27 protein-coding genes are annotated in these 23,263 nt (G+C 43.0%); 9 read left to right on the top strand and 18 right to left on the bottom strand.

The features are described from left to right. Positions 1 to 82 precede the first annotated feature (82 nt). From OVA33_RS04845 to OVA33_RS04825, 5 genes are all read right to left on the bottom strand, one after another. The gene (locus OVA33_RS04845) at positions 83 to 781 is read right to left on the bottom strand and encodes a protein kinase family protein (RefSeq protein ID WP_079891439.1); all 699 of its coding nucleotides are present in this window, start codon (positions 779 to 781) and stop codon (positions 83 to 85) included. A 6-nt stretch (positions 782 to 787) separates the two neighbouring features. Then, on the bottom strand, positions 788 to 1,237 hold the full coding sequence (gene rplI, locus OVA33_RS04840; protein ID WP_004393063.1) for a 50S ribosomal protein L9: 450 nt from the start codon (positions 1,235 to 1,237) through the stop codon (positions 788 to 790). After that, positions 1,234 to 3,213: a DHH family phosphoesterase gene (locus OVA33_RS04835; RefSeq protein WP_063636576.1), complete on the bottom strand. Its 1,980-nt coding sequence runs from the start codon at positions 3,211 to 3,213 to the stop codon at positions 1,234 to 1,236. Before OVA33_RS04835 ends, rplI begins: the two co-directional genes overlap by 4 nt. A 30-nt stretch (positions 3,214 to 3,243) precedes the next feature. Continuing rightward, positions 3,244 to 4,179 (bottom strand): YybS family protein, encoded by a 936-nt coding sequence (locus OVA33_RS04830; RefSeq protein ID WP_063636577.1) that lies wholly within the window; start codon positions 4,177 to 4,179, stop codon positions 3,244 to 3,246. A gap of 242 nt (positions 4,180 to 4,421) precedes the next feature. Further along, the gene (locus tag OVA33_RS04825; protein ID WP_004393059.1) at positions 4,422 to 4,574 is read right to left on the bottom strand and encodes a hypothetical protein; all 153 of its coding nucleotides are present in this window, start codon (positions 4,572 to 4,574) and stop codon (positions 4,422 to 4,424) included. Between the two features lie 133 nt (positions 4,575 to 4,707). Between OVA33_RS04825 and OVA33_RS04820 the strand changes: the two genes are divergently transcribed. Beyond that, on the top strand, positions 4,708 to 5,193 hold the full coding sequence (locus OVA33_RS04820; protein ID WP_025650095.1) for a spore coat protein: 486 nt from the start codon (positions 4,708 to 4,710) through the stop codon (positions 5,191 to 5,193). A gap of 36 nt (positions 5,194 to 5,229) precedes the next feature. Here OVA33_RS04820 and OVA33_RS04815 read toward each other — a convergent pair whose 3' ends face one another. Further along, positions 5,230 to 5,601 carry a winged helix-turn-helix transcriptional regulator gene (locus OVA33_RS04815; protein ID WP_007615010.1) on the bottom strand — a complete coding sequence of 124 codons (372 nt, stop codon included), beginning with the start codon at positions 5,599 to 5,601 and terminating at the stop codon, positions 5,230 to 5,232. 206 nt (positions 5,602 to 5,807) lie between these two features. Here OVA33_RS04815 and OVA33_RS04810 point away from each other — a divergent pair, with 206 nt between their 5' ends. From OVA33_RS04810 to OVA33_RS04790, 5 genes are all read left to right on the top strand, one after another. Beyond that, a complete protein-coding gene (locus tag OVA33_RS04810) occupies positions 5,808 to 6,737 on the top strand; it encodes a manganese-dependent inorganic pyrophosphatase (protein WP_004393053.1) in 930 nt (309 codons plus the stop codon). Between the two features lie 183 nt (positions 6,738 to 6,920). After that, positions 6,921 to 7,838 carry an EamA family transporter gene (locus tag OVA33_RS04805; RefSeq protein WP_017418487.1) on the top strand — a complete coding sequence of 306 codons (918 nt, stop codon included), beginning with the start codon at positions 6,921 to 6,923 and terminating at the stop codon, positions 7,836 to 7,838. Positions 7,839 to 8,185: 347 nt separating this feature from the next. After that, positions 8,186 to 9,607 carry a glycoside hydrolase family 68 protein gene (locus tag OVA33_RS04800; RefSeq protein ID WP_017418486.1) on the top strand — a complete coding sequence of 474 codons (1,422 nt, stop codon included), beginning with the start codon at positions 8,186 to 8,188 and terminating at the stop codon, positions 9,605 to 9,607. A gap of 73 nt (positions 9,608 to 9,680) precedes the next feature. Next, on the top strand, positions 9,681 to 11,225 hold the full coding sequence (locus OVA33_RS04795) for a glycoside hydrolase family 32 protein (protein WP_063636578.1): 1,545 nt from the start codon (positions 9,681 to 9,683) through the stop codon (positions 11,223 to 11,225). A 79-nt stretch (positions 11,226 to 11,304) separates the two neighbouring features. Beyond that, positions 11,305 to 11,967, top strand: coding sequence for a GntR family transcriptional regulator (locus OVA33_RS04790; protein ID WP_128974161.1), 663 nt, complete (start codon positions 11,305 to 11,307; stop codon positions 11,965 to 11,967). Between the two features lie 77 nt (positions 11,968 to 12,044). On the opposite strand, the gene OVA33_RS04785 is transcribed toward OVA33_RS04790, so the two are convergent. The 8 genes from OVA33_RS04785 to OVA33_RS04750 all read right to left on the bottom strand — a co-directional run bounded on the left by OVA33_RS04785 (position 12,045) and on the right by OVA33_RS04750 (position 18,233). Next, the gene (locus OVA33_RS04785; RefSeq protein WP_021494616.1) at positions 12,045 to 12,554 is read right to left on the bottom strand and encodes a DinB family protein; all 510 of its coding nucleotides are present in this window, start codon (positions 12,552 to 12,554) and stop codon (positions 12,045 to 12,047) included. 50 nt (positions 12,555 to 12,604) lie between these two features. Then, positions 12,605 to 13,822, bottom strand: a complete 1,218-nt coding sequence (locus tag OVA33_RS04780; protein ID WP_128974162.1) for an MFS transporter — start codon at positions 13,820 to 13,822, stop codon at positions 12,605 to 12,607. Positions 13,823 to 13,913: 91 nt separating this feature from the next. Next, on the bottom strand, positions 13,914 to 14,864 hold the full coding sequence (locus tag OVA33_RS04775) for a DMT family transporter (protein ID WP_017418481.1): 951 nt from the start codon (positions 14,862 to 14,864) through the stop codon (positions 13,914 to 13,916). A 246-nt stretch (positions 14,865 to 15,110) separates the two neighbouring features. After that, complete coding sequence (locus OVA33_RS04770; RefSeq protein ID WP_017418480.1) at positions 15,111 to 15,479, bottom strand: DUF1304 domain-containing protein; 369 nt, start codon at positions 15,477 to 15,479, stop codon at positions 15,111 to 15,113. A gap of 30 nt (positions 15,480 to 15,509) precedes the next feature. Beyond that, on the bottom strand, positions 15,510 to 16,148 hold the full coding sequence (locus tag OVA33_RS04765; RefSeq protein WP_014419365.1) for a nitroreductase family protein: 639 nt from the start codon (positions 16,146 to 16,148) through the stop codon (positions 15,510 to 15,512). 13 nt (positions 16,149 to 16,161) lie between these two features. Beyond that, complete coding sequence (locus OVA33_RS04760; protein ID WP_014722085.1) at positions 16,162 to 16,623, bottom strand: MarR family winged helix-turn-helix transcriptional regulator; 462 nt, start codon at positions 16,621 to 16,623, stop codon at positions 16,162 to 16,164. Positions 16,624 to 16,734: 111 nt separating this feature from the next. Further along, entirely contained in the window at positions 16,735 to 17,613 is an 879-nt protein-coding gene (locus tag OVA33_RS04755) for a YitT family protein (RefSeq protein WP_017418479.1), read from the bottom strand. Positions 17,614 to 17,780: 167 nt separating this feature from the next. Further along, positions 17,781 to 18,233 carry a MarR family winged helix-turn-helix transcriptional regulator gene (locus tag OVA33_RS04750; RefSeq protein WP_007615031.1) on the bottom strand — a complete coding sequence of 151 codons (453 nt, stop codon included), beginning with the start codon at positions 18,231 to 18,233 and terminating at the stop codon, positions 17,781 to 17,783. Positions 18,234 to 18,354: 121 nt separating this feature from the next. Here OVA33_RS04750 and OVA33_RS04745 point away from each other — a divergent pair, with 121 nt between their 5' ends. Both OVA33_RS04745 and OVA33_RS04740 read left to right on the top strand, forming a co-directional pair. Then, a complete protein-coding gene (locus tag OVA33_RS04745) occupies positions 18,355 to 18,786 on the top strand; it encodes a GNAT family N-acetyltransferase (protein WP_025650102.1) in 432 nt (143 codons plus the stop codon). Between the two features lie 335 nt (positions 18,787 to 19,121). Further along, entirely contained in the window at positions 19,122 to 19,988 is an 867-nt protein-coding gene (locus OVA33_RS04740; protein WP_021494606.1) for a DUF1259 domain-containing protein, read from the top strand. A 246-nt stretch (positions 19,989 to 20,234) separates the two neighbouring features. On the opposite strand, the gene OVA33_RS04735 is transcribed toward OVA33_RS04740, so the two are convergent. From OVA33_RS04735 to OVA33_RS04725, 3 genes are read right to left on the bottom strand one after another with little or no spacing between them, the layout of a single operon-like run. Further along, positions 20,235 to 20,882 carry an HAD family hydrolase gene (locus tag OVA33_RS04735; protein WP_014419369.1) on the bottom strand — a complete coding sequence of 216 codons (648 nt, stop codon included), beginning with the start codon at positions 20,880 to 20,882 and terminating at the stop codon, positions 20,235 to 20,237. Between the two features lie 2 nt (positions 20,883 to 20,884). Continuing rightward, entirely contained in the window at positions 20,885 to 21,313 is a 429-nt protein-coding gene (locus tag OVA33_RS04730) for an NUDIX domain-containing protein (RefSeq protein WP_014419370.1), read from the bottom strand. A 14-nt stretch (positions 21,314 to 21,327) separates the two neighbouring features. Beyond that, the gene (locus OVA33_RS04725; protein ID WP_014419371.1) at positions 21,328 to 21,780 is read right to left on the bottom strand and encodes a hypothetical protein; all 453 of its coding nucleotides are present in this window, start codon (positions 21,778 to 21,780) and stop codon (positions 21,328 to 21,330) included. A 304-nt stretch (positions 21,781 to 22,084) separates the two neighbouring features. Between OVA33_RS04725 and OVA33_RS04720 the strand changes: the two genes are divergently transcribed. Continuing rightward, positions 22,085 to 22,630 carry a hypothetical protein gene (locus OVA33_RS04720; RefSeq protein ID WP_025650103.1) on the top strand — a complete coding sequence of 182 codons (546 nt, stop codon included), beginning with the start codon at positions 22,085 to 22,087 and terminating at the stop codon, positions 22,628 to 22,630. Positions 22,631 to 22,758: 128 nt separating this feature from the next. Here the strand turns inward: OVA33_RS04720 and OVA33_RS04715 are convergent, their stop codons facing one another. After that, the gene (locus OVA33_RS04715; RefSeq protein ID WP_014419373.1) at positions 22,759 to 23,217 is read right to left on the bottom strand and encodes a hypothetical protein; all 459 of its coding nucleotides are present in this window, start codon (positions 23,215 to 23,217) and stop codon (positions 22,759 to 22,761) included. Between the last annotated feature and the right edge of the window lie 46 nt (positions 23,218 to 23,263).

Raw genomic sequence — 23,263 nt, 5'->3', positions numbered from 1 at the left:
CCACACTCCACCAAACAAATGTTACAAATATCATATGACGACCCTAAAAAAAGGAAACTTACATATGCGGATTTTCAGAAACTTACAATTCCCTTCGCCATTCCCGGTAGCGTGACGGATTTAATTTTTTTATGGTGTTCAAAAACTCATCCGCCAAGCCGTATTTGTCCAGTCCTTTTAATAGTTTTACGGGAACTCGGGTAACGGTCGAAAAGGCTCTTTTATGGTCGATCACTTTAAGTTCACCTTGTTCGTTCATCAGAATATGCCTGATTTCGGCATCCCATCTGGCAAAACCGATATCTTTTAATTCATCCAGCATGTTTAAAATATCAGCTGTCAGTTTGACGGACAGGGATTTTTCTTTTTTGATATGGCGCGCAAGGGAGGTGCCTTTGACGTATTCCATCACAATATAATGATCTCCGTATTCATACAGTTTCGGGATCACCGGTGAACCATATCCGAGCTGTAAAGCTTCCAATTCCTTCTTACATGTCTCTTTTTTAAAAAAATATTTTACGCATTTGTTGTGTGTTAAGCGATAGACCTCCCCGTCTTTTCCGTCTCCGATCAGCGGATAGTGTTTCAGCGCTTTTTTATTCTCCGGATTATTAAAATATGTTTCAGAAAAAAATCGTTTCATACCGACACATCCTTCGTTATGATGTAATATAATATGCAATCTGGTAGCGATCGGAAATGAAACAATCTCATCATTTTCTTGCGCTGCGCCGTCTGCTGACATAAAAAAAACCCGCCGGATCGGCGGGTTTTTCATTGTGTGTTACGCTTCTTCTTTTACGTGAACCTTCAGCACAGCCTGAACTTCAGGGTGCAGCTTTACAGGAACGTTTGTATATCCCAGTGTGCGGATACCGTCTTGGAGCTCCAGTTTCCGTTTATCCACTTTAATCTTATGCGTTTTTTGCAGCGCTTCTGCAATTTGTTTGCTTGTGACAGATCCGAATAGACGGCCGCCTTCACCGGATTTGGCACTCAGCTCAACAGTCAGCTGTTCAAGCGTTTCTTTCAAATCTTTCGCTCTTTCAAGCTCGGCAATCGCTTCTTTTTTCTCTTTTTCTTTCTGTCCTTTCAATGCGCTGATGTTTGTCGCATTTGCTTCGACAGCGAGGCCTTTTTTAATGAGAAAGTTATGTGCATAACCGTCTGCTACGTTTTTCATTTCGCCTTTTTTTCCTTTACCTTTTACATCTTGTAAGAAAATAACCTTCATCTCTGAACGCCTCCCTCAAAATATTCATCAATGGCTTCCTTCAGCCGAACGAGCGCTTCTGAGACAGAAATGCCCGATAACTGGGTTGCCGCATTGGTTAAATGCCCTCCGCCATCCAGCGCCTCCATAATAATCTGCACATTGACCTCGCCCAGCGATCTCGCACTGATGCACACCGTATGCTCATCCCGTCTGGCTACCGCAAATGAAGCTTCCACTTCACTCATCGATAAGAGGGAATCAGCCGCCTGCGCAATCAGCACCTGGTCAAAGTACTCCTCTTCGTTCTCAGGCAGAGAAGCAATCGCGATATGTTCTTTATAAAGAGCCGTATGCTGGATCAGTTTCGCCCGCTTGATGTAAGAACCGACGGATTCTTTGAGAACTTTCTGCACCAGAACCGTATCTGCGCCTTTCGCTCTCAAATAAGAAGCGGCGTCGAACGTCCGCGAGCCCGTGCGAAGGGAAAAACTCTTCGTATCCACTATTATACCAGCTAACAGGGCCGTCGCTTCAATCATATTGATTTTGAGCCGCTTCGGCTGGTATTCAAGCAGCTCCGTCACGAGTTCTGCGGTGGATGAAGCGTATGGCTCCATATAAACGAGCAGCGGGTCTTTAATAAATTCCTCGCCTCTGCGGTGGTGGTCAATCACAACGATGTGCTCGATTTTGTTCACGAGACGCTCTTCCATCACAAGGGACGGTTTATGTGTATCAACGACGACAAGCAGCGTGTCGTCATTTGAAATTTCCATCGCCTCTTCCGGCGTGATGAACCGCGACCACAGCTCTTCATATTTTTTAATTTCTTCAATCAGGCGCTGAACGCTTGATCCGATCTGGTTCGGATCAATGACGATGTAGCCTTCTTTGCCGTTGGCCTGCGCCACCTTCAATATTCCGATTGCGGCTCCGACTGCGTCCATATCAGGAAACTTGTGCCCCATGATAATGACATTGCTGCTTTCTGAGACAATCTCCTTGAGCGCGTGAGAAATCACCCGGGCGCGCACCCTTGTGCGTTTCTCCATCGGATTTGTTTTGCCGCCGTAAAATTTCACCTTGCCGTTCGGCATTTTGATCGCCACTTGGTCGCCTCCGCGGCCGAGAGCCAAATCGAGGCTGGACTGCGCCAGATCTCCTAGCTCCTTCAAGGAAGAAACCGATGCGCCGATCCCGATGCTGAGGGTCAAAGATACAGTATGAACGGATGTTTTTTCTCGAATTTCATCCAAAATCGAAAATTTCGCGTTTTCAAGCTCCGTTAAAATGTGTTCATTTAACACCGCGATAAACCGCTCAGAGGACGTCCGTTTCAGGAAAATGCCGTACTCCTGCGCCCACGCATTTAATAATGAGGTGACCTGGCTGTTCATCGTGCTTCTCGTTTGGTCATCCAGCCCCTGTGTGACGTCATCATAGTTATCTAAAAAGATATATGCCAGCACGGTTCTCTCATTTTCGTACTGCTTTTCAATTTGAATCTGTTCTGTCACATCAAAGAAATAAAGCAGGCGCTCATCTCTTTTAATCACTACTTTAAACTTCCGCTCATTCAAGGTGATCGTTTCCGAATCGACCTCCTGCTTGATCAGCGGCACGACGGCCTCGCATGTGTCATACAGCGAGCGCCCGACGAGTGTGCTTTCATTAAAACAGGAAGACAAAAACGGATTCGCCCACTCAATGTAATATTGATCATTAAACAGCATAATCCCGATAGGCATTTCCATTAATGCCTCTTCGCCTACTTTTTTCAATCTATACGATAACGTGGAGATATAATCGTCAATTTCTTTTCTGATCAGAGAATCCGCACGCTTAATGAAAAACAGGATCACGGCGAGCAGCACAACGCCGATGGCTCCTATCAGCCAGTTAAAGTAAATGCTGATGAGGATTATGATGATTGACAATGCAATCAATGCATAGATGGGATACCGAAACAACGGTTTTTCATAAAAACTAGGCATTTCTATCAACTCCCCACCTGTAAGTCACACTCAATTTCGCGTCACCTTATTTCTTATGTTAAAGCCTATGTCAATGATGCCTAAGAGGAGATACACGGACAAGATGAGCGGAAAAAGCACACCCAGCACAATTGCTAAAACAGGAACGGCTTTCGGCATCTCCATTTCGCGGCAATAGAAAAAAATAAACGCTAATCCTTGAATACAAATCAGCAAGCTGAGAATAAATCCCCCATTCAATGAAACCGAATACAGCATATGCCCTTTTTCTAAAGGCAGAAACCCTAATATCGTCACAATAAAATACAGAATGACAACGCTTTGCGGGAGTTTGAGCTCTCTAAAAGGCTTCATCTTCGGAAGATCAGGGGAAAATCGCCGTAAAAGCGGCCTTGCCATAGCATAACTGAGGAAAGAAAAAACGATGCCGGTCAATACGAGCACTGTCGGAAAAAGATATTGAACCGTGCTCAGCTGACTTTCCATCAGCTTGATCTGCTTCCCGAACTGATCTCCGTAACCGAGCTGCTTTGACATGGTTTCTGCTAAAGACAGCGACTCCCGAAGCTGGGACATGGTGGTATCGATCACATTCATATTAAGAAACACGATGCTGACCACAAAAAAAACGACGCCGCACAGCACATACGCCATAGCGCCGGCAGCAACCGCATAGCCGGGCTGTTTCTTTTTAAAATAATATCCCATGGCGATTCCCGTACAGGCAGCCGTAAAAGCGCCTGTAAGCCCGGTAAACGAACTTACAATAAAGCTGACAGGAAGGCTGGCAAGCCCCATCCATACCCCGGGCTTCAGACCGTGCCGAATGGTGTAAAGAATGATCGGCAGCGGCAAAGCAAAGAGAAGAATTGCCCCCAGTAAAGGGAGGTACACGACCAAAAGGGAAATGATTGCAAAAATACTGATCAAAATGGCGCCTTCTATTAGAGCCCTTGTATTTTTCACTTACTCACCTCAAACCTTGTATCATTCGAACATACGAATAGAAAAGAGCACTTAGACGACTGCTCTTTTGACGCCGCAATGTCTCTTTCAAGACCTGAATTTTCCATAAACTCTCCAAAATACACGTATATATTTTAACATAAGTCGAAATCGCAAGTAAAATGAGCGCGGACACCCGCAATGTTCCATGTGAAACATGAAAACAGACAAACGGACATCCCAGTGAAAGAATGCCCGTTGTATCAGTGATCCTGATCATCCATGAAACCAGAAGTATCTCTGTTTTTCTTTTTGGTTTTTCGTACATATAACAAGACGATAACGATAAGTAAGAGAGTGGTCGCCTGCAAAACCCCGCTGCTGAAAAGGAAGAAGTTCTTTATCATGTCCCACATATAGTTTCACCTCTATTTCGTATTTCCTTTACATTGAGTTTCCCTTTCTGGAAACTTCAAAACATCAGGAACAACATCGGGACCGGGGCATATGCTGAAAGTGAAAATGAAGGATAAAGGAGATTCTTACACCATGACTGAGCGGAGAACATTAGCATGGCATGAAACGTTAGAACTGCATGAGTTAGTAGCTTTCCAGGCAAACGGACTTGTGAAATTAAAAAGAACAGAGCGGGACGTAAGCGATGCCAGATTAAAACAGCTTTACAGATTTTCCATCCATTCGCTGGAACAAAACCTGCGTGAACTGCTTCCTTTCTTCCCTGAAGCTCCCGCTTTTCGTGAGGATGAAACAGAAGAGCGCGCTGATTCCTCCTTTTACAGCGGCGGCCTGCTCATTCTGGCCAAAACGTCTGTCCGCAATTACGCCGGAGCCATTACAGAGACGGCCACACCTCAATTAAGACATGTTTTCGTCAAGCACTTAAACGCGTCCATCAAGTGGCACCAAATGGTCTTTGAGTATATGGAAGAACGCGGTCAATATCCGGCTTACAACCTGAGCGAATTGCTGAAGAATGACGTGCGCAACGCCAGAAAGGCCATCGCGATGAAATAAAAAAAAGCAGCAAGGAATTTAATCCTTTGCTGCTTCTTATTTTTGAGCGGACTGATCTTGAGGAGACGTTTTTTCCCGGTATGCCTCGAGAAACTCCCGGTTGGCATCTCCCCATTTCTTCATTTGCAAAACGATCGGTTCCAGCGACCTGCCGAATTCGGTAAGGGAATACTCCACCTTTGGAGGCACCTGCTGATATACCTCGCGATGCACGATGCCGTCCGCCTCAAGCTCGCGAAGCTGAAGCGTCAGCATACGCTGCGTAATGCTGGGGCAAATGCGCCGAAACTCATTAAACCGCTTTTTTCCGCCGATCATATGATAAAACAAAATACCCTTCCACTTTCCGCCGATAACGGAAAGCGTCAGTTCAACCGGACAACCTTCTTTATTCGGATATATGTTCATTTTTCATCCTCCATAGTACCTTTTTTGATACTATATGCTGATTAGCATCTGACTTACCCAGTATTTTACTCGCAATCCTCCTCACCGCTCAACAAAAATGCTTCTTTTTCACATCAATTTTTAAGGTTTTGAAGATTACACCCTCCGCAAGACGTGTTAAACTATAAAAAGATTGTTTACACTACAAAAAAGGACAAGGAGTTATTATGGAAAAAATTCTTATTTTCGGACATCAAAACCCAGACACAGATACCATTTGCTCTGCCATTGCCTACGCTGATCTAAAAAATAAACTCGGCTTCAATGCTGAGCCCGTCCGCCTTGGACAAGTCAACGGCGAAACACAATACGCGCTTGATTATTTCAAGCAGGAAAGCCCGCGTTTGGTGGAAACAGCCGCAAACGAAGTAAACGGCGTCATCCTTGTTGACCACAATGAACGCCAGCAAAGCATCAAGGATATCGAAGACGTTCAGGTTCTTGAAGTGATCGACCACCACCGTATCGCCAACTTCGAAACAGCGGAACCTCTTTACTACCGTGCTGAGCCGGTCGGCTGTACGGCTACGATCTTAAACAAAATGTACAAAGAAAATAACGTGAAAATCGAGAAAGAAATTGCGGGCCTCATGCTGTCAGCAATCATTTCCGACTCTCTGTTATTTAAATCTCCGACTTGCACGGAGCAAGATATCGCAGCGGCAAAAGAGCTTGCTGAAATTGCTGGCGTAGATGCGGAAGAGTACGGCTTAAACATGCTGAAAGCGGGCGCCGACTTAAGCAAAAAAACGGTGGAAGAACTGATTTCTCTTGATGCGAAAGAGTTCACGCTCGGCAGCAAAAAAGTCGAAATCGCCCAAGTCAACACAGTTGATATTGAAGATGTGAAAAAGCGGCAGCCGGAATTAGAAGCGGCCCTTTCAAAAGTAATTGCTGAGAAGAACCTTGACCTGTTCCTTCTCGTGATTACGGATATTCTGGAAAACGATTCCCTTGCGCTTGCCATCGGTGATCAAGCGTCAAAAGTGGAAAAAGCATTCAACGTGACTTTAGAAAACAACACGGCTCTTTTAAAAGGCGTCGTATCCAGAAAGAAACAAGTCGTTCCTGTTTTAACAGACGCGATTGCAGAATAACCAAAACACCCCGGAAACCCGCCGGGGTGTTTTTTTATTGCTCATTCATCAGACGGCCGTTTCGTAAGCGCTTTCTCCGAAAATCATTTTGACGGAATTTGATATACAATATATAATATATCACATGAAAGGCGTTCGTTTACCTAATTATTGTAAGTCAATATCACAACATCAGAATCGGGGGTGTCTATCCTGGAAAAACACGCTGCTCTTTCTTATTCACGAACAACAGGCATTTGGCTTGTGCTGACAGGAGCTATCTTATGGGGGGTCTCGGGAACGGTTGCCCAGTATCTGTTCCAGCACCGCCATTTTAATACAGAATGGCTGACTTCAGTGCGCCTTCTGGTGTCAGGGGCGCTTCTGCTCGGCATCGCGTACCGCAAAGAAAAAGGACGGATATGGGCTGTTTGGAAAGACAGACGGGACAGAATTCCCCTTCTTTTATTCGGGGTTTTCGGAATGTTAGGCGTTCAATACACCTACTTCGCGGCAATTGAGTACGGCAACGCGGCCGCTGCTACCGTTCTTCAGTATTTAGGGCCAGCGATCATTACATGCTTTTTAGCGATTCGCGCAAAGAGAATACCTTCGGGAAAAGAACTGCTCGCCGTCTTATTGGCGGTTGCCGGCACATTCATTTTGGTCACGCACGGGAATGCCGGAAGCCTGTCCATATCCGGTCTGGCCGTCTTTTGGGGAATCAGTTCGGCGTTTGCACTGGCGTTTTACACCCTTCAGCCGCATCGTCTGCTGAAGAAATGGGGATCCGCTATTGTTGTCGGATGGGGCATGCTGATCGGCGGAGCCGCCCTCAGCTTGATCCGCCCGCCCTGGACATTTGAAGGCGAGTGGTCCTTTCCTGCATATGCCGCGATTGTGTTTATCATCATTTTCGGAACGCTCATCGCTTTTTATTGCTACTTGGAAAGCCTGAAATATCTGAGTGCCTCTGAAACCAGCCTGCTTGCCTGTGCAGAGCCGCTGTCGGCAGCTTTTTTAGCTGTTATCTGGCTGCATGTTCCCTTCGGAATATCAGAATGGCTGGGTACTTTGCTGATTTTAGCTACCATCGCTTTATTATCTATCAAGAAAAAATAACCTCTCTTTTTTAGAGAGGTTTTTTCCTAGGCCCAGAGCACCCCTTAGTCTCAATTACCCATATATTAAAAGGCCTTTTTTCATTTTACTATCATCCAAAAGAGGAAAATAGACCAGTTGTCAATAGAATCAGAGTCTAATAGAATGATGTCGACAAGTAAATCATGCAGGATTGTTACTGATAAAGCAGGCAAGACCTAAAATGTGTTAAGGGCAAAGTGTATTCTTTGGCGTCACCCCATACATATTTTAGGTCTTTTTTTCTGTAACAAACCTGCCATCCATGAATGCAGGAGGATCGAATCGGCAGATCGCAAAAAAAGGTACATACAAAAGGAGACATGAACATGAACATCAAAAAATTTGCAAAACGAGCCACAGTTCTAACTTTTACGACTGCACTTCTGGCAGGGGGAGCGACTCAAGCCTTCGCGAAAGAAAATACCCAAAAACCTTACAAAGAAACGTACGGCGTCTCTCATATCACACGCCATGATATGCTGCAGATCCCTAAACAGCAGCAAAGTGAAAAATACCAAGTTCCTCAATTCGACCAATCAACAATTAAAAATATCGAGTCCGCGAAAGGACTGGATGTGTGGGACAGCTGGCCGCTCCAAAACGCTGACGGAACAGTAGCTGAATACAATGGCTATCACGTCGTGTTTGCTCTTGCGGGAAGCCCGAAAGACGCTGATGACACATCCATCTACATGTTTTACCAAAAAGTCGGCGACAACTCGATCGACAGCTGGAAAAACGCGGGGCGTGTCTTTAAAGACAGCGATAAGTTCGACGCCAACGATGAAATCCTGAAAGAACAGACACAAGAATGGTCCGGTTCTGCAACCTTTACATCTGACGGAAAAATCCGTTTATTCTACACTGACTTTTCCGGTAAACATTACAGCAAACAAAGCCTGACAACGGCGCAGGTAAATGTGTCAAAATCTGATGACACGCTCAAGATCAACGGAGTGGAAGATCATAAAACGATTTTTGACGGCGACGGAAAAACATATCAAAACGTTCAGCAGTTTATCGATGAAGGGAACTATACATCCGGCGACAACCATACGCTGAGAGACCCTCACTACGTTGAAGACAAAGGCCATAAATACCTTGTATTCGAAGCCAACACAGGAACAGAAAACGGATACCAAGGCGAAGAATCTTTATTTAACAAAGCGTACTACGGCGGCAGCACAAACTTCTTCCGTAAAGAAAGTCAGAAGCTTCAGCAAAGCGCTAAAAAACGCGATGCTGAATTAGCGAACGGCGCCCTCGGTATGGTAGAGTTAAACGATGATTACACATTGAAAAAAGTCATGAAGCCGCTGATCACTTCAAACACGGTAACTGATGAAATTGAGCGCGCGAATGTTTTCAAAATGAACGGCAAATGGTACCTGTTCACTGATTCACGCGGTTCAAAAATGACGATCGACGGCATTAACTCAAACGATATTTACATGCTTGGTTATGTATCAAACTCTTTAACAGGGCCTTACAAGCCGCTGAACAAAACTGGTCTTGTCCTGCAAATGGGTCTTGATCCTAACGATGTAACGTTCACTTACTCTCACTTCGCAGTGCCGCAAGCCAAAGGCAACAATGTCGTGATCACAAGCTACATGACAAACAGAGGCTTCTTTGAGGATAAAAAGGCAACATTTGCGCCAAGCTTCTTAATGAACATCAAAGGCAAGAAAACATCCGTTGTTAAAAACAGCATCCTTGAACAAGGACAGCTTACGGTTAACAACTAATAACAACAAAAAGAAAATGCCGATACTTCATTGGCATTTTCTTTTATTTCTCAACAAGATGGTGAATTCAATCATGGTACGAAAATGGCCCATTGTAATATTGATCTTTTTGGGTGCGTTCTTGTTTGTCGGCTTACTGCCGAACAAAACCCACAATTCCTCTGACACAAACACGGAGCATAAGAAGGATTACCGGGCGGCGTATCATTTTACGACCCCGGACAAATGGAAAAACGACCCTCAAAAGCCCATTTTTTTCGAGGGGAAATATCATTACTACTATCTTTATAATCGGGATTACCCGAACGGCAACGGCACAGAATGGCGGCACGCCGTATCAGAGGACTTGGTGCACTGGACGGACGAAGGCACGGCTATTCCGAAATACACCAACGAAAACGGCGATATATGGTCCGGTTCTGTCGTCATTGATAAACACAACACGGCGGGCTTCGGCAAAAACGCGCTGGTCGCCGTCACAACGCAGCCGACTGCCAAAACAAAAGCCCAGGAACAATATTTATGGTACAGCACGGATAAGGGAAAAACGTTTACTTCCTATAGTGATCAGCCCGTTATGAAAAACCCGGGAACTAAGGATTTCCGGGACCCGAAAGTAATCTGGGATGAACAGGATGACAAATGGGTGATGGCCATGGCCGAAGGAGAAAAAATCGGTTTTTATGAATCACCCGATTTAAAAAATTGGAAATACACGGGCGGCTTTATCACTCAGCAGATCGGCCTCGTCGAATGCCCCGACCTTTATATGATGCGTGCAGATGACGGAACAGCCAAATGGGTTCTGGGCGCAAGCGCAAACGGCAAACCCGCAGGCAAACCGAATACGTACGCGTATTGGACCGGAAACTTTGACGGGAAGGAATTTACCGCCGATCAAGAAGAACCGCAATGGCTCGATTACGGCTTTGACTGGTACGGCGGCGTCACATTTGAAGACGGTAATAGCGAAGATCCGCTGACAAAACGCTATGCGCTGGCATGGATGAACAATTGGGATTATCCGAATGAAACACCGACACTAAAAAACGGCTTTAACGGCACGGATTCTATCGTCCGTGAAATCCGCCTTCAGCAGCAGGACGGCGGCACATACAGCCTTGTGTCAGAGCCGGTTGAAGCATTGAACCAATTAACCTCTTCAACTGACAGCATAGAACACAAACAGGTGAACGGTTCAGAGACACTGCCGATCAAAGGTGATACATATCAGCTTGATATGGATATCGCTTGGTCAGATATCAAAAATGCAGGAGTCAGACTCAGAGAATCAGCAGACCAAAGCCGGCATATTGATGTCGGTATTTCAGCAGAAGACGGCTGTGCCTATGTGAACAGATCGTTTACAGACCAGCCTGATAAAACCGGCGCATACGTCGAAAGCAAAGCCCCATTTGACGGAAACAAAGGACGCGTCCATCTGAAAATTCTCGTAGATAAAACAAGTATTGAAGTATTTGCAGACGACGGAAAAACCGTTTTGACAAATGAAGTGTTCCCAAAACACGAAGATCAGGGAATCACGCTCTTTTCTGAAGGCGGCTCCGCTGACTTTCAGCATATTGAGATGAAGCATCTCGGTTCGATTCATCCTTAGACGTCCCTCTTCATTTCTAACCGGCGCCCGGACTGTGGTAAAATGCAAATATGTATACTACGATTCATGAGGTGTTCCATTGGATAATCAAAACAAAGAACCTGTGCTGAAAAGAACCATCATGCGGGACGAAGTGTATCGCACACTCAGAAACTGGATCATAACGGGCAAGCTCAAACCGGAAACAAAGTTAAAGGACAAGGATTTGTCGGAAACATTGGGAATCAGCCGCACCCCGATACGGGAAGCCTTATTGCGGCTGGAAGATGACGGCTTGGTGATAACAAAAGCGAACAGATGGACGCTTGTCGCTCCGATTGAGTTAAAAGAAGCGGAAAACTTGTATTCCATCGTCTGGACGCTTGAAAAACTCGCATTGCAGCAAGCTCTCCCGCATGTGGACGATGCCGTGATTCAGGAATTGAAACAGCTGAATGAAAATCTTCTTCAAATGATGAAAGACGGCGATAAACCGGCCATCCTGGAAGCGGACAATGCATTTCACCATCGCATCATTCTGCTTGCGGACAACGCCGAACTTCACAAATTGCTAGTAAGCCTGAAAGTCAAAATTCAGAGAATGGAAATCCGCTATTTCAGTGAAAACGACGCTTTAAACAGATCATATAATGAACACTCTGATATCATTCACGCATTAGAACAGCAAGATGCCGCCGCTGCTTTTACAGCGCTTGAAGCGAATTGGAAAAACAGTTTAGAACGGCTGCAGAACATGGCATAGCAAACGAAAAAGCCAAATCACTCATATGATTTGGCTTTTTTACTGATATCACAAGACAGCCGCGTTGGCTGTCTTGTTTACTTTTTGTTTATATATAAATAAATACCGTAATCCGTCGGCACAGAAGCATACCCCATCTGTCTGAGCATGGCTGTTATATTCCCGCGATGGTACGTTCCGTGGTTCACAACATGGAGGATCATATCGGCTGCTGCGGTTTTCATGATGTCACCTGACGGATGCTCTATTTCAAGGGGGAGACTGATATTTTCTTCCTTTTGCAAAAATAATTGATATCGATCTGATAATTCCGAGAACATATCTTCCAGCTCTTCTATCTCTTTAGACAAGATGTCCTCTTTTTGCTGTTCAGCTGATTTCAGCGTATCCTCCAGACGCTCTCCGGAGAACACATCAAACCACCCCTTATCCGACAGATACACATGAGTCAATACACCGGCTATCGACGGAAAGACACTTTGAATCTCCTTACGGTACACATCCTCCGGAAGCTCTTTAAGCCGGGTGAATATTTGCTGATTTGCCCAAAGATGATAATCATACAATTGCAGTGCCAGATGTCCCACATTACCCTCTCCTCTCTCGATATAGAACGTACGTTCCTAATTATACTACACTACATGCGGCTTTGTACCATCTTCTTCATTCGCAGCTGAGAAAATCCGATAAAAGCCGAAATTAATAAGAGGAGGCCTGCGCCAATATAAATAAACCGCACGCCGAATACATCCGAGATAACCCCCGTTCCGATAATGGAAAACATAAAAATGAACTGAACTAAAGCTGATCTCGCCGCTAATATATTGACCCGTGTCTTTTCGGTCGTGATGTTTTGAAGGAATGTTTCCTGCGTGAGATCTCGTAATACACAAGCCGGCCCCATGCACAGCACCAGAAAAAGGGCGGTAACGGCGCTTGTGATCAGCCCGTAAATAAACGTGAACATTCCATATGCCAAGGCTCCCGTCAGCATAAGCGGAATGAGATGATGCTGAAACTTGCCGGATAACTTATAGATGATCAGTCCGCCGATCATCGTCCCTGCATAATAGACTCCGTTGACATACCCCCACCAAGCCTCTCCTTTATGAAGGACGTCATGCACATAAGTCAAGGACACAGAACCGATCCATATCATGCCTGCCCACGATTCGATCACATCCATCACAATGAGAACCCTGAGCTGTTTTTGCTGAAATAAATACACCCAGCCGCTTGCCGCATCTGCAAAAAGGGAACGTTCCCTGACTGCTGCCGGCGCACACATGCGTACTTGAAGAAACAGAATGATGCCCAACACCGAAGAAACCAATAACATGACAGTGACGATCATTGTATCGCTCTCTCCCAGGAACGCTATGATGACGCCGCCCAGAGACCACCCCGCAAACTGAACGGTCTGATCCGCCGCCGATAATAAACCGTTCGCTTTCGCCCTTCGATCAGGAGGAATGATTTCCCCAATCAGCGCGCTTTTTATCGGAGCAAACCATCCGTTGCAAAAAGAAATGCCTCCGATCAGACAAAACATCAGAAAAAAGAATGCGGATGAACCGGTTTGGATGACAAAAAACAAACAGACTAACAGTGTGATCTGTATCAATTGAGAACCGATTAACAAAGACCGAAGCGTGAACCGGCCGGTGACCAGCGGCAAAATGGCGCTGCCCAATACGCGACATACAATGCTGACGAACGTCATAAGAGAGGCCATCGCCGTCGAACCGGTTTTTGTAAACAAAAACAAGATGACAGCCATCGTATAAAGTGAGAACCCCAAGTTGATAGCGGTCTGGCTGTATAAAATAGCATAATACGCTCTCTTCATATTCATCCTCAGCAACCTCACTCCCCAAAGCCGAAGCGCGCAGGCATCGGCTTATTTTTTCGTTTACTTTCTCTCCTTAGTGGGAGGCTTTCGTATGTCAGGCTCTCACCTTTAATTTGATCTTCCTGCCTTCCGAAAAAGTAATCATGCTTAGGACAATGAAACAGCCTATCCACTGTATCCATGTTAAGCGCTCGCCCAAGAAAAAAGCGCCAAAGATGATTGTGATGATCGGGCCCATCATTGAAATCAAAGACCCTCTTACTGCCCCAATCCGTTTGATACCTTCCAGCATAAATAAAAAAGGAACGACTGTTGTAAATACAGCAATGATTAAAAAAAGGAAATATACGGGTGGCTGAAACGACCATAGCTCTGTCTGATAGCCAAAACCCTTTCTTGCGATTAAAAAAAGCACCATGGCAATGCTTGCTAAGGACATCCCATATGCATTCATACGGATACTCCCTACTTTGCGAACAAGCTGACCGGATAAGACCAAATAAAGTCCGTAAACCGCGGACGACAGAAGAACGAGAAAAGCGCCAAATATATTAGCACTCAATTCGTGCAGATTCCAGCCGCCAATGGAAAAAAAGATTCCTATGCTGACCACAACGACAGAAATGATGTCTGCAGCGGTGATTTTCTCCATTTTTCCGAAAAACGAGATAATCATGACAAAAATCGGATAACTCATAACGAGCATCCTTTCTACAATAGCTGAAACATAATGCAGCCCGATAAAGTCCAACAGCGGAGATAGAAAAAAAACGAGCAGACCCGTGATTCCTGCTCTGACTATATCAGCCTTTGCCGGTTTTTCAGATAATTTTGCACGATACAAAAGAAAAATGATGCAAAAAAGAGGGGTTGCAATCAATTGTCTGAAAAATAGCGTTGACTCCGGGGTGGCTCCGAATGTGTAAGCCCACTTAATAAAGATCGACTTTGAGGCAAAACACAGCGTACCAACAATCATAAACAACATTCCGGCGAGAAACGGATGGTTTAGTTTTGGCGGAGTATTCACTTCGATTTTGCTCATAGATTTACACCTTTCCTTAGTGCGAATATTATTTATTTCGATTCTGTGAGCAGTTTCCCTTTTTGTTTTATATACTATAATGTATTTCTATCAGCCGAAAAAAAGCCGATGCGCGCAGGCATCGGCTTTCAAATTAATCTATCATCTTAAGAACAAGCGGCCGGAATCATCCATTTATCAGGAATGATTTTCAAAACAGAATAAAAAAAGAGGGCTCCCATTCCGGAAGCCCTCACTCCGTTCTGCCTACGCCAATAAAAGAAAAATAAGCGCTAAAACAGCCGGAAGTCCTTGTTTTACGATAATTGATTTGTTTGAAGTAAAGCCTCCGAAAATGGCCGCGATGACCACACAGATGACGAAAAACATTTGAATCATATGGCCAATCGGATCAGTTCCGAGGATCAGTCCCCAAATGAGGCCGGCAGCCAGAAATCCATTATACAGACCTTGATTTGCAAACATGACCGCCACATTCCGATCACCTTCTAAATGCTTCGGCAATTTGAAGGACCGCTTAGCTGCCTTCGAATTGATAAAAAACATTTCAAGTATCATGATAAATATATGTTCTAAAGCTACAATTCCGACGAAAACAGCCGCAATTATGTCCACTGTCCCTCTCCTCTCAGCTTCACTTCAACCTTATTTCCATTGTGCGATTGTTTCGATAGGAAGACGGTAGGAAGCATATCCTTCGTCTGCCGCTTTTCCGATTGATAACAGCATGACCGGTACATAACGCTCTTTATCCATTCCGAAAACCTCGGCAATCTTTTCTTTATCGTAGCCGCCGATCGGGTTTGTGTCATAGCCGTGCGCGCGTGCCGTAAGCATCAGCTGCATGGAAACGAGGCCTCCGTCGATCAGAATCGTTTCACGGTTCACTTGCTCCGGAAGTTTTTCAAAGTGCGCCGTCAACGCAGCGATTTGTCTGTCTTTTACTTCCTGCGGCATGTAGCCCAGTTCGACCGCTTTCGAATAGATTTCTTCTAAATAGTCATCATTGTTCATATCTGCGAAAACCGCGATCACCGCAGATGATGTGCTGACTTGTGTTTGGTTAAAGCTGGCAAGCGGCGCGAGTTTTTCTTTTCCTTCAGGGCTGTCAATGACGAGAAAACGCCACGGCTGCGCGTTGACTGAAGACGGTGCTGTCGTTGCTTCTTCCAGAATTTGAGTCATTTCTTCTTTGCTGATTTTAACAGCCGGATCGTAATTCCGAATGGAACGGCGGCCTTTCATAATGTCCATAAAGTCGTTTGTTTTCAGTTCTGTTTTCATGTGTAATACACTCCTATGCTTTCATATTTTCTATATTATTCTGCATCTGCGACAATACGTTTTTTAACATACTGCGTTCTTCCTCGCTGACACCGGCAAGCATTTCCTTTATGAAACGCTCCTTCTCCTTTTTGGAAGCCTCAATTCTCTCCCGCCCCTGATCAGTAAGCCGGACAAGTATAATTCGGTTGTCCTCGGGCTTCCGCCTTCTTGTGACCATTTCTTTGGCTTCAAGCTGTTTCAAGTGTCTTGTCACGGCTGCGCCATCAATATTCACCTTTTTCTGAAGATCGCTTTGGCTGATCTCGTCGACGTAAAAAAGCACGGCGAGAAGCTCAAGGCGGGATTGGCTGATTCCGGTGCACGCTTCAAACTTCGTGCCGATCACTTTGTGCAGTGATTGGAGCTGATATAAAATCTCGCCTTCCTCTGAACAACATGCTGTCAAAACCCATCCCCACTTTCTTTTGCGCAATTAATTGACTAGTCAATGTTTGATATATCAACAATATACAGCCGCCATTCTTTTTTTGCAAGTTTTTTCTCCTTTTTTAAAAAAAGCTGCCGGTTAACGGCAGCTCTCTACTTAATGATTATGGACTTTTCTGAAATTACTGCCTTTTACTTCTGCGACATCATATACCGTCACAAAGGCTTGTTTATCAATGTCATTAATAATTTCCTTCAGTTTGGTTTCTTCCAAACGGTTGATGACACATGTGATTTCTTGGAATTTTTCATGAGAAAAACCGCCGTATGCTTCTTTATAAGTAGCGCTCCGGCCCAATTCTTCACGAATGGTCTCTACCATTAATGCAGGCTCATTGGTGATAATCTGAAATGTTTTAGAACCGCTTAAGCCTTCCTCAACCACATGGATCACCTTGGATGCGATGTAGTAAGCAATGACGGAAAGCAATGCGCCTTGCAGCCCGAATACAAAAGAAACAAAAATAAACACAAAAATGTTTAAAAATAAAATGAGATCGCTCGTGCCAAACGGCAATTTCCGTGACAGAAGCACAGCCAGCATATCAATTCCATCTAAGGCGCCGCCGTTGCGCAATGCCAATCCCATTCCCAAGCCGAGAATAATCCCGCCGACAACGGTGATTAACAGGGTATCTCCCTCAATGATAGCCGGCGTGTGGTGGAAAAAACTCGTGCCCGCGGCAAGTGAGACAATACCGATAATTGATAGAAACGCAAAACCTTTCCCGATTTGCTTATATCCTAACCAGACAAACGGTATATTGATCACCGCAATCAAGATCCCAAGAGGCAAATGAAACAGCTGTGAACCGACAATGCTGAGCCCGGTTACACCGCCGTCAGATACACTATTCGGAATCAGTACGGTTTCCAGTCCATACGCGGCAATAATTCCGCCGATGATGACCATGATGACCCGTACGATTGATTTGGCTCTGAATTTCTTACGTCTTTGTTTTTCGATTGTACTCATATCATTCCCCGCTTCAATTATTTTGTCTTATTTAAATATACCATAATTGATACTTTTCGTTAAAAATAAGCCTATCGGCTAGTTGAAGCAGGAACCGAGGAAGGAGATTTCACAGATAACGTATCCATTTATGACTTTAATCATTCACCAAAAGGAATTAATAACCATCAATAATCTCTTTTATTCCCCTTCTTCACATATTCCCAATCATGTTCTATATTTTTTCTCACCCGCTGAAGAAGGCTGAAAATGGTTTCTTTTTCCTCAGATGTAAAGCCGGACAGGGCTACCTCCGCAGAATGCTCTCCTTCTCTTTGCAATAACGGATAAACCTTTCTCCCTTTTTCAGTCGGGAACAGTTTTTTTATTTTTTTATTTTGATCATCAGGACGCTTTTCAATAAACCCTTGTATTTCCAATTTTTTGATTGCTCTCGCCGCTGTTGTTCGGTCTACTTTAATCATTTCCGCCACTTTTTCCTGTATCACTCCCGGGTTTTCACATATACGCACAAGATAGAGATACTGCCCTTTTGTTAAGTCTAATTCCTTAAATTCAATATTGCTGATGGAATCCAATGCCCGTGCGATCATGCCGATTTCCCGCAAAATATCAGTCATATCTTTTTCAAACCCTTCATGTTTTTGTTGCATTTGCAATATAATTGTTTTATCGTTACTTCTATAAGAACACAAGCAAGCCGTGCAGTCCAGACTAACATGTGAAAAGGATTGGTTGATCATGCAGATAAAAAGGATAACAACGGAAATTGATTTACAAGCAGCGCTTGAGATTAGAAAAGCAGTATTCATTGAGGAACAGCAAGTACCTGAATCCGATGAATTTGACCAGTTCGATACGCTTCAGGAACAGTGCGGGCATGTCTTGGTTTATCATGAAAATCAGCCTGCCGGCACAGGACGCGTCCGCATCGTAAACCATACAGGCAAGCTCGAACGAATCTGCATCCTGAAGCCTTACCGCAAATACGGGTTGGGCAAAGTCATCATAAGCGAATTAGAAAACATGGTAAAAGAAAAAGGCATCACCCAATGTAAACTGCATGGACAAACACATGCGGAAGGCTTTTATCACAAACTAGGCTATCAGACAGATTCACCGGAATTTATGGAAGACGGCATCCCGCATGTCTTGATGACAAAAGAGCTGTGAGCTGTCACTGAATGAGCAGCCAAACGGCTGTATGAATTATTTACCGAAAGCCTTGTATAAAGGCTTTTTTTCTTAGCCTGAACGCCTTAAAAAAATCAAACCCAGGATAAAACTACCAATTTATAGTGTTTTCATTTCTTAAATAGTCCGATCAAAAGCTTTTAATCTATTAAAAATTAACAGTTAAAGAGATTATAAAAAGGGAATGAAATCCTGAATTATGCAAGAAAGGCTGATTCTCTCTAATATGGACTGCTGACGCGTTACATTCTTTCTATCTTCACATATCTTTAATACTAAGTACGTTATAAATAGATTCCAGGAGGAGATATGAAGTGGAAGAAACGAGTATGGAGCCATCACGGCTCTGCAAAGAATTTGCTAGAATTCTCAATTCAACGCCCAGTGTCGTAAATGGCGTATGTACGGCGACAAGATTTCGAAGCAACATTCATCCGGTGGTACTCGGAAGAAGAGCCGAGGCATTTCCTTTTATTCCTCAGGCCTTTTCATTTGAAAGCATGGATCGGGAAGGCAGAGCTTTATGTTTAGGTGAGACTGTTTTACTGCAAGAAGAAGTGAACCCGTTAATGAGTGAGCTGCGCAAATTCGGTATCATCGTAACTGCCGTTCATAACCATTGGCTGTTCGATAAACCGCGTCTGATGTTTATGCATTTTGAATCAATTGATAAACCTCTCAATTTTGCAAGAAAAGTGAGAGAGGCCCTGAGAGTTCTAACTACTAAAACTGTGCGTGCGGTACCAAAAACTGACGGGGAAATGATTGAACGGCATGGTCTTTGTGACGAATTCAACGATATTCTAGGCGGAACCATGCATACGTTTGAAAATGGAATTTGTACAGTAATGAGATCCCGAACGAATATAAAACCAGTAGTACTGGGACGGCCCGGAAGATCATTTTTGCTCATTCCGCAAATGTTTTCATTTGAATCAATGACAAAAGACGGCCGTGCTCTTTGCAGCGGAGAAACTGTAATTCTGCAAAAAGAAATCAATCCATTTATCAGCGTCCTTCGGAAACATGATCTGACTGTAACGTCACTTCACAATCACTGGCTGTTTGATAAACCGAGACTGATGTATATTCATTTCGAATCGATTGATAAACCTGTCAACTTCGCCTTAAAAGTGAGAGATGCTTTAAGAGTGCTTACTGATAAAGAGGTCAAAGCTTAGCATGTTTTGAAGTATCAAAAAGCGATTAAAATAATCGCTTTTACATATGATCAACCGAAAACAAAAAAGATTTACTCTTCAAAAACCAAGCCTATGTGCCTCTAGGAAAGACATAACCATACAGATTGAAGTTTGAATAAAACAAGGAGAGCAGAGGTTAGCCTTTTTTTTATATTTGGCATCTTAACTTAAGAAAAGCCGCTTTGTCGGCGGCTTTTTTATCCTGAATCCTTTAATGTGAGAATGTTAAAAAGCAGCGGAATAGTTTTTGTCTTGCAGAATCCGAAGAAGTTGATGGGGTTCTTTTACAAAGTATGTCGGTGAAGCTGCAGATAAGTGTGTAAGATTCCCCTCTCCCCATAATGCGCCCGCACTTTTCATATCAGCAGCATGAGCTGCCTCAATATCTGTCATTTGATCTCCAATATATAAACAATCGCTTATATCTGCATGTAAGTGATTTATCGCTGTTAGTAATGGCTTAGGACTCGGTTTGTACTCATCACAATCTTCAGCCGTGAGAACGACTTTAAAAAACCCATCTAATTTATTATTGATTAACTCGCCATAAGCAAATTTTTTCAATTGTGAGGTCACAATCCCCAAACCATATCCTCTTTCACTTAAACTTTCCAGCAAAGAGATAACACCCGGATACGGTCTGATTTGATGGATTTTATTTTCGAAATACTGCAATATCGAGGAACGTATTTGCTCTGCCTCGTTTGGAAATCTTCTCAAAAAAACCGCAATAGGCTTACCGACAAGAGACTCTCTCTCTTCATTCGTTAATTTTCTCTTTAATACTGTTTCAATTCCATGATTATAAGCCTCTTTTGCCAACCATTCACTATTTACCAAGGTTCCATCTAAATCGAATAAAATTGTATGCATTTTTATTTTCTCTGACTTTCAAATTTATTAAGATAACTCTCTAAAGCATTTTTAGTAGTTAACGTTAAGGGATCAGGCAAATTTTGAAGAGAAAACCAGCCAACATCAATTATTGCATTTAACTCGCAGTTTCTTACAGTCCCAGTTTGAATACTGCATTGATACGTCGGACATACCCAATGAGTCTCCTCATCATGTAAAATATGGTTTGTGACACAAAGTAAAGAATCAACCTGAATAGTGACCCCTACTTCCTCTTTTATTTCACGGATAACTGTATCTTCTGCCTTTTCCATCCACTCAACTTTACCGCCGGGTATACTCCAATGATTAGCTTCGGGGTCCTTCTTTCGTAAAACTAATAGTAATTCCTGTTCCTCATTCAGAATAAATGCTCCGACTCCCACTCTTGGGTGCTCTGTTTTTTCCACTGTTAGTCCTCCTTTTAGACAGTAGATGTCAGCTCCTTATCGCAAGGTTTTTTACCATTAAGAATATCTCTTGCAATAACGATTCCAGTAGTCGCTGCTTGAATAATTCCGCGTGCCCATCCAATGGCATCTCCGGCAACATAGAATCCAGGTACATTGGTACGAAGACCCTCTTCTGCTTGAACACGATCCCAGCATAGTTCCCATACCGGAGCGTGCAGTAAGGTATCACCATTAATAAGGTCTTCAGATAATAAAGACAAATGATTTAAAAATTCCTCCACTGCTTCTGTTACATATTGAGGAAGAACCCAATGCAGATTTGTTGGCGCTGCATCCGGCAGAGTAGATTTAATGCTATTCTGCTTCAATTTTTCTTCAATTGTTGGTATTCTGGCAACGAAATCTTCATAACGCTGGAATTGGTCAAACGGTATACTTAATTTTCCGGATACATATATAATCAACTTGAAAGAACGTTAGAAATAGTCGAAGAAAAAGCTGCAGCTGTAAACATACAATCTAAATGGACATTGATGGAGTATACGTCGACAATATAACAATTAAATTAATTCAATTCGGTTCCTCTTTCCCTAAAGAAAAACTTGTGCCTAAAAATCAGTCACATCATCCATCTTCAGCCTCCAAACATTATCAAGCCTTGATGAGGCAAGCAAACACGGAGTATCATAGTTAGACACAACAAAAAAGATCTCATTATCCAAAGTCAGATTGAGTATTTTAGTTGTATAAAATAAAGGAGGAAATAGATTGACTTTACATCATTTTATTGGGGCTGACAAAGAACTTCCTATTGGTGAGTATGGCAGGAATCCTACACTTAAGCCCATTTCCGAACTAGAAATAAAAGGAATTGATGTCAACAAACGCTATCAATTTAAAAAAAATCGAAAGAACAGCGAAAATTCACTTGTAAAGGTTTATGACACAGAAGAAGATGCATACGGAATTGATATTGTTCATTTAGATCCTGGATATGAAGCAGTCAGAAACAAATTCACACATCCTTATATATATGAATTACAAGGGTACTTACACGCCAACAATACACCTGGCCAACGTAAATCTATTAAATCACTTTTTCTTTTCATTGAAAAACACTTGTCAAAAGGTGAATCAGTTGAAATATATTCCTGCTTAGATGGATATGAAGATGAAGATAAAGATGACAGTATGGATGTAGTTATCAATTTAAATACTTTACAATTTGGAAAACATATAAAGTTTAAAGATATAAATCACCTTAGTCATATATTCTATTTGGAAGATAAACAATATGTATTAGTCAAGAAATAAACAAGAAAAATCCCAATTGAATAATGTTAGTTTAATAAGTAAGGAAACCATTCTATACGGTTTCCTTACTTATATATATTATTATTCACTAAAAACCATGCAACTCTTTTATAAAAAGTTGAATGGTTTTAATCCCATTTTTCAAAATGCACTTTTAATCCTGGTATACTCAATATTCTTTGTATTTCTTTATCATCTTCAGTATCGATATAACTTTCTTCTTCATGAGAGCATGTTACCAACCACTCCTTTCCATCTTTGAAAAAAGACAAGTCTTCTGGTAAATGTGGCTGCTCCCAAGCATATAAAGAATTTGCGGATTCTTTCAGAATGTTTTTTGCGTTTTCATCTGTATAATAGTAATAAACTTTTGCTTTTTGATTGTCTCCTAGAATAGTACTGGCCCATTCTGATTGCTCTTTCATTACTTTCAACGAACTTTCAAGTTTTTTTAACAGAGGATCGAATGATTTTAAAGATCCCATATCTTTTCTTAAAACTAAATGAAATTCGTCGCAAATTTCGAAAGCCAAATCAATTAACTCTGAATACAGCTGATCCTTTGGGTTGTGATCAATAATTAACATAGTTACCTCCTTCTCCTATCTTTTAATTACTTTAAAGTTAGATGTT

The organism is Bacillus sp. KICET-1 (assembly GCF_027721405.1).
Taxonomy (GTDB): Bacteria; Bacillota; Bacilli; order Bacillales; family Bacillaceae; genus Bacillus; species Bacillus velezensis.
Note: the sequence above shows the minus strand (reverse complement) of the source record. Positions and strands in the feature narration are given on the sequence as shown.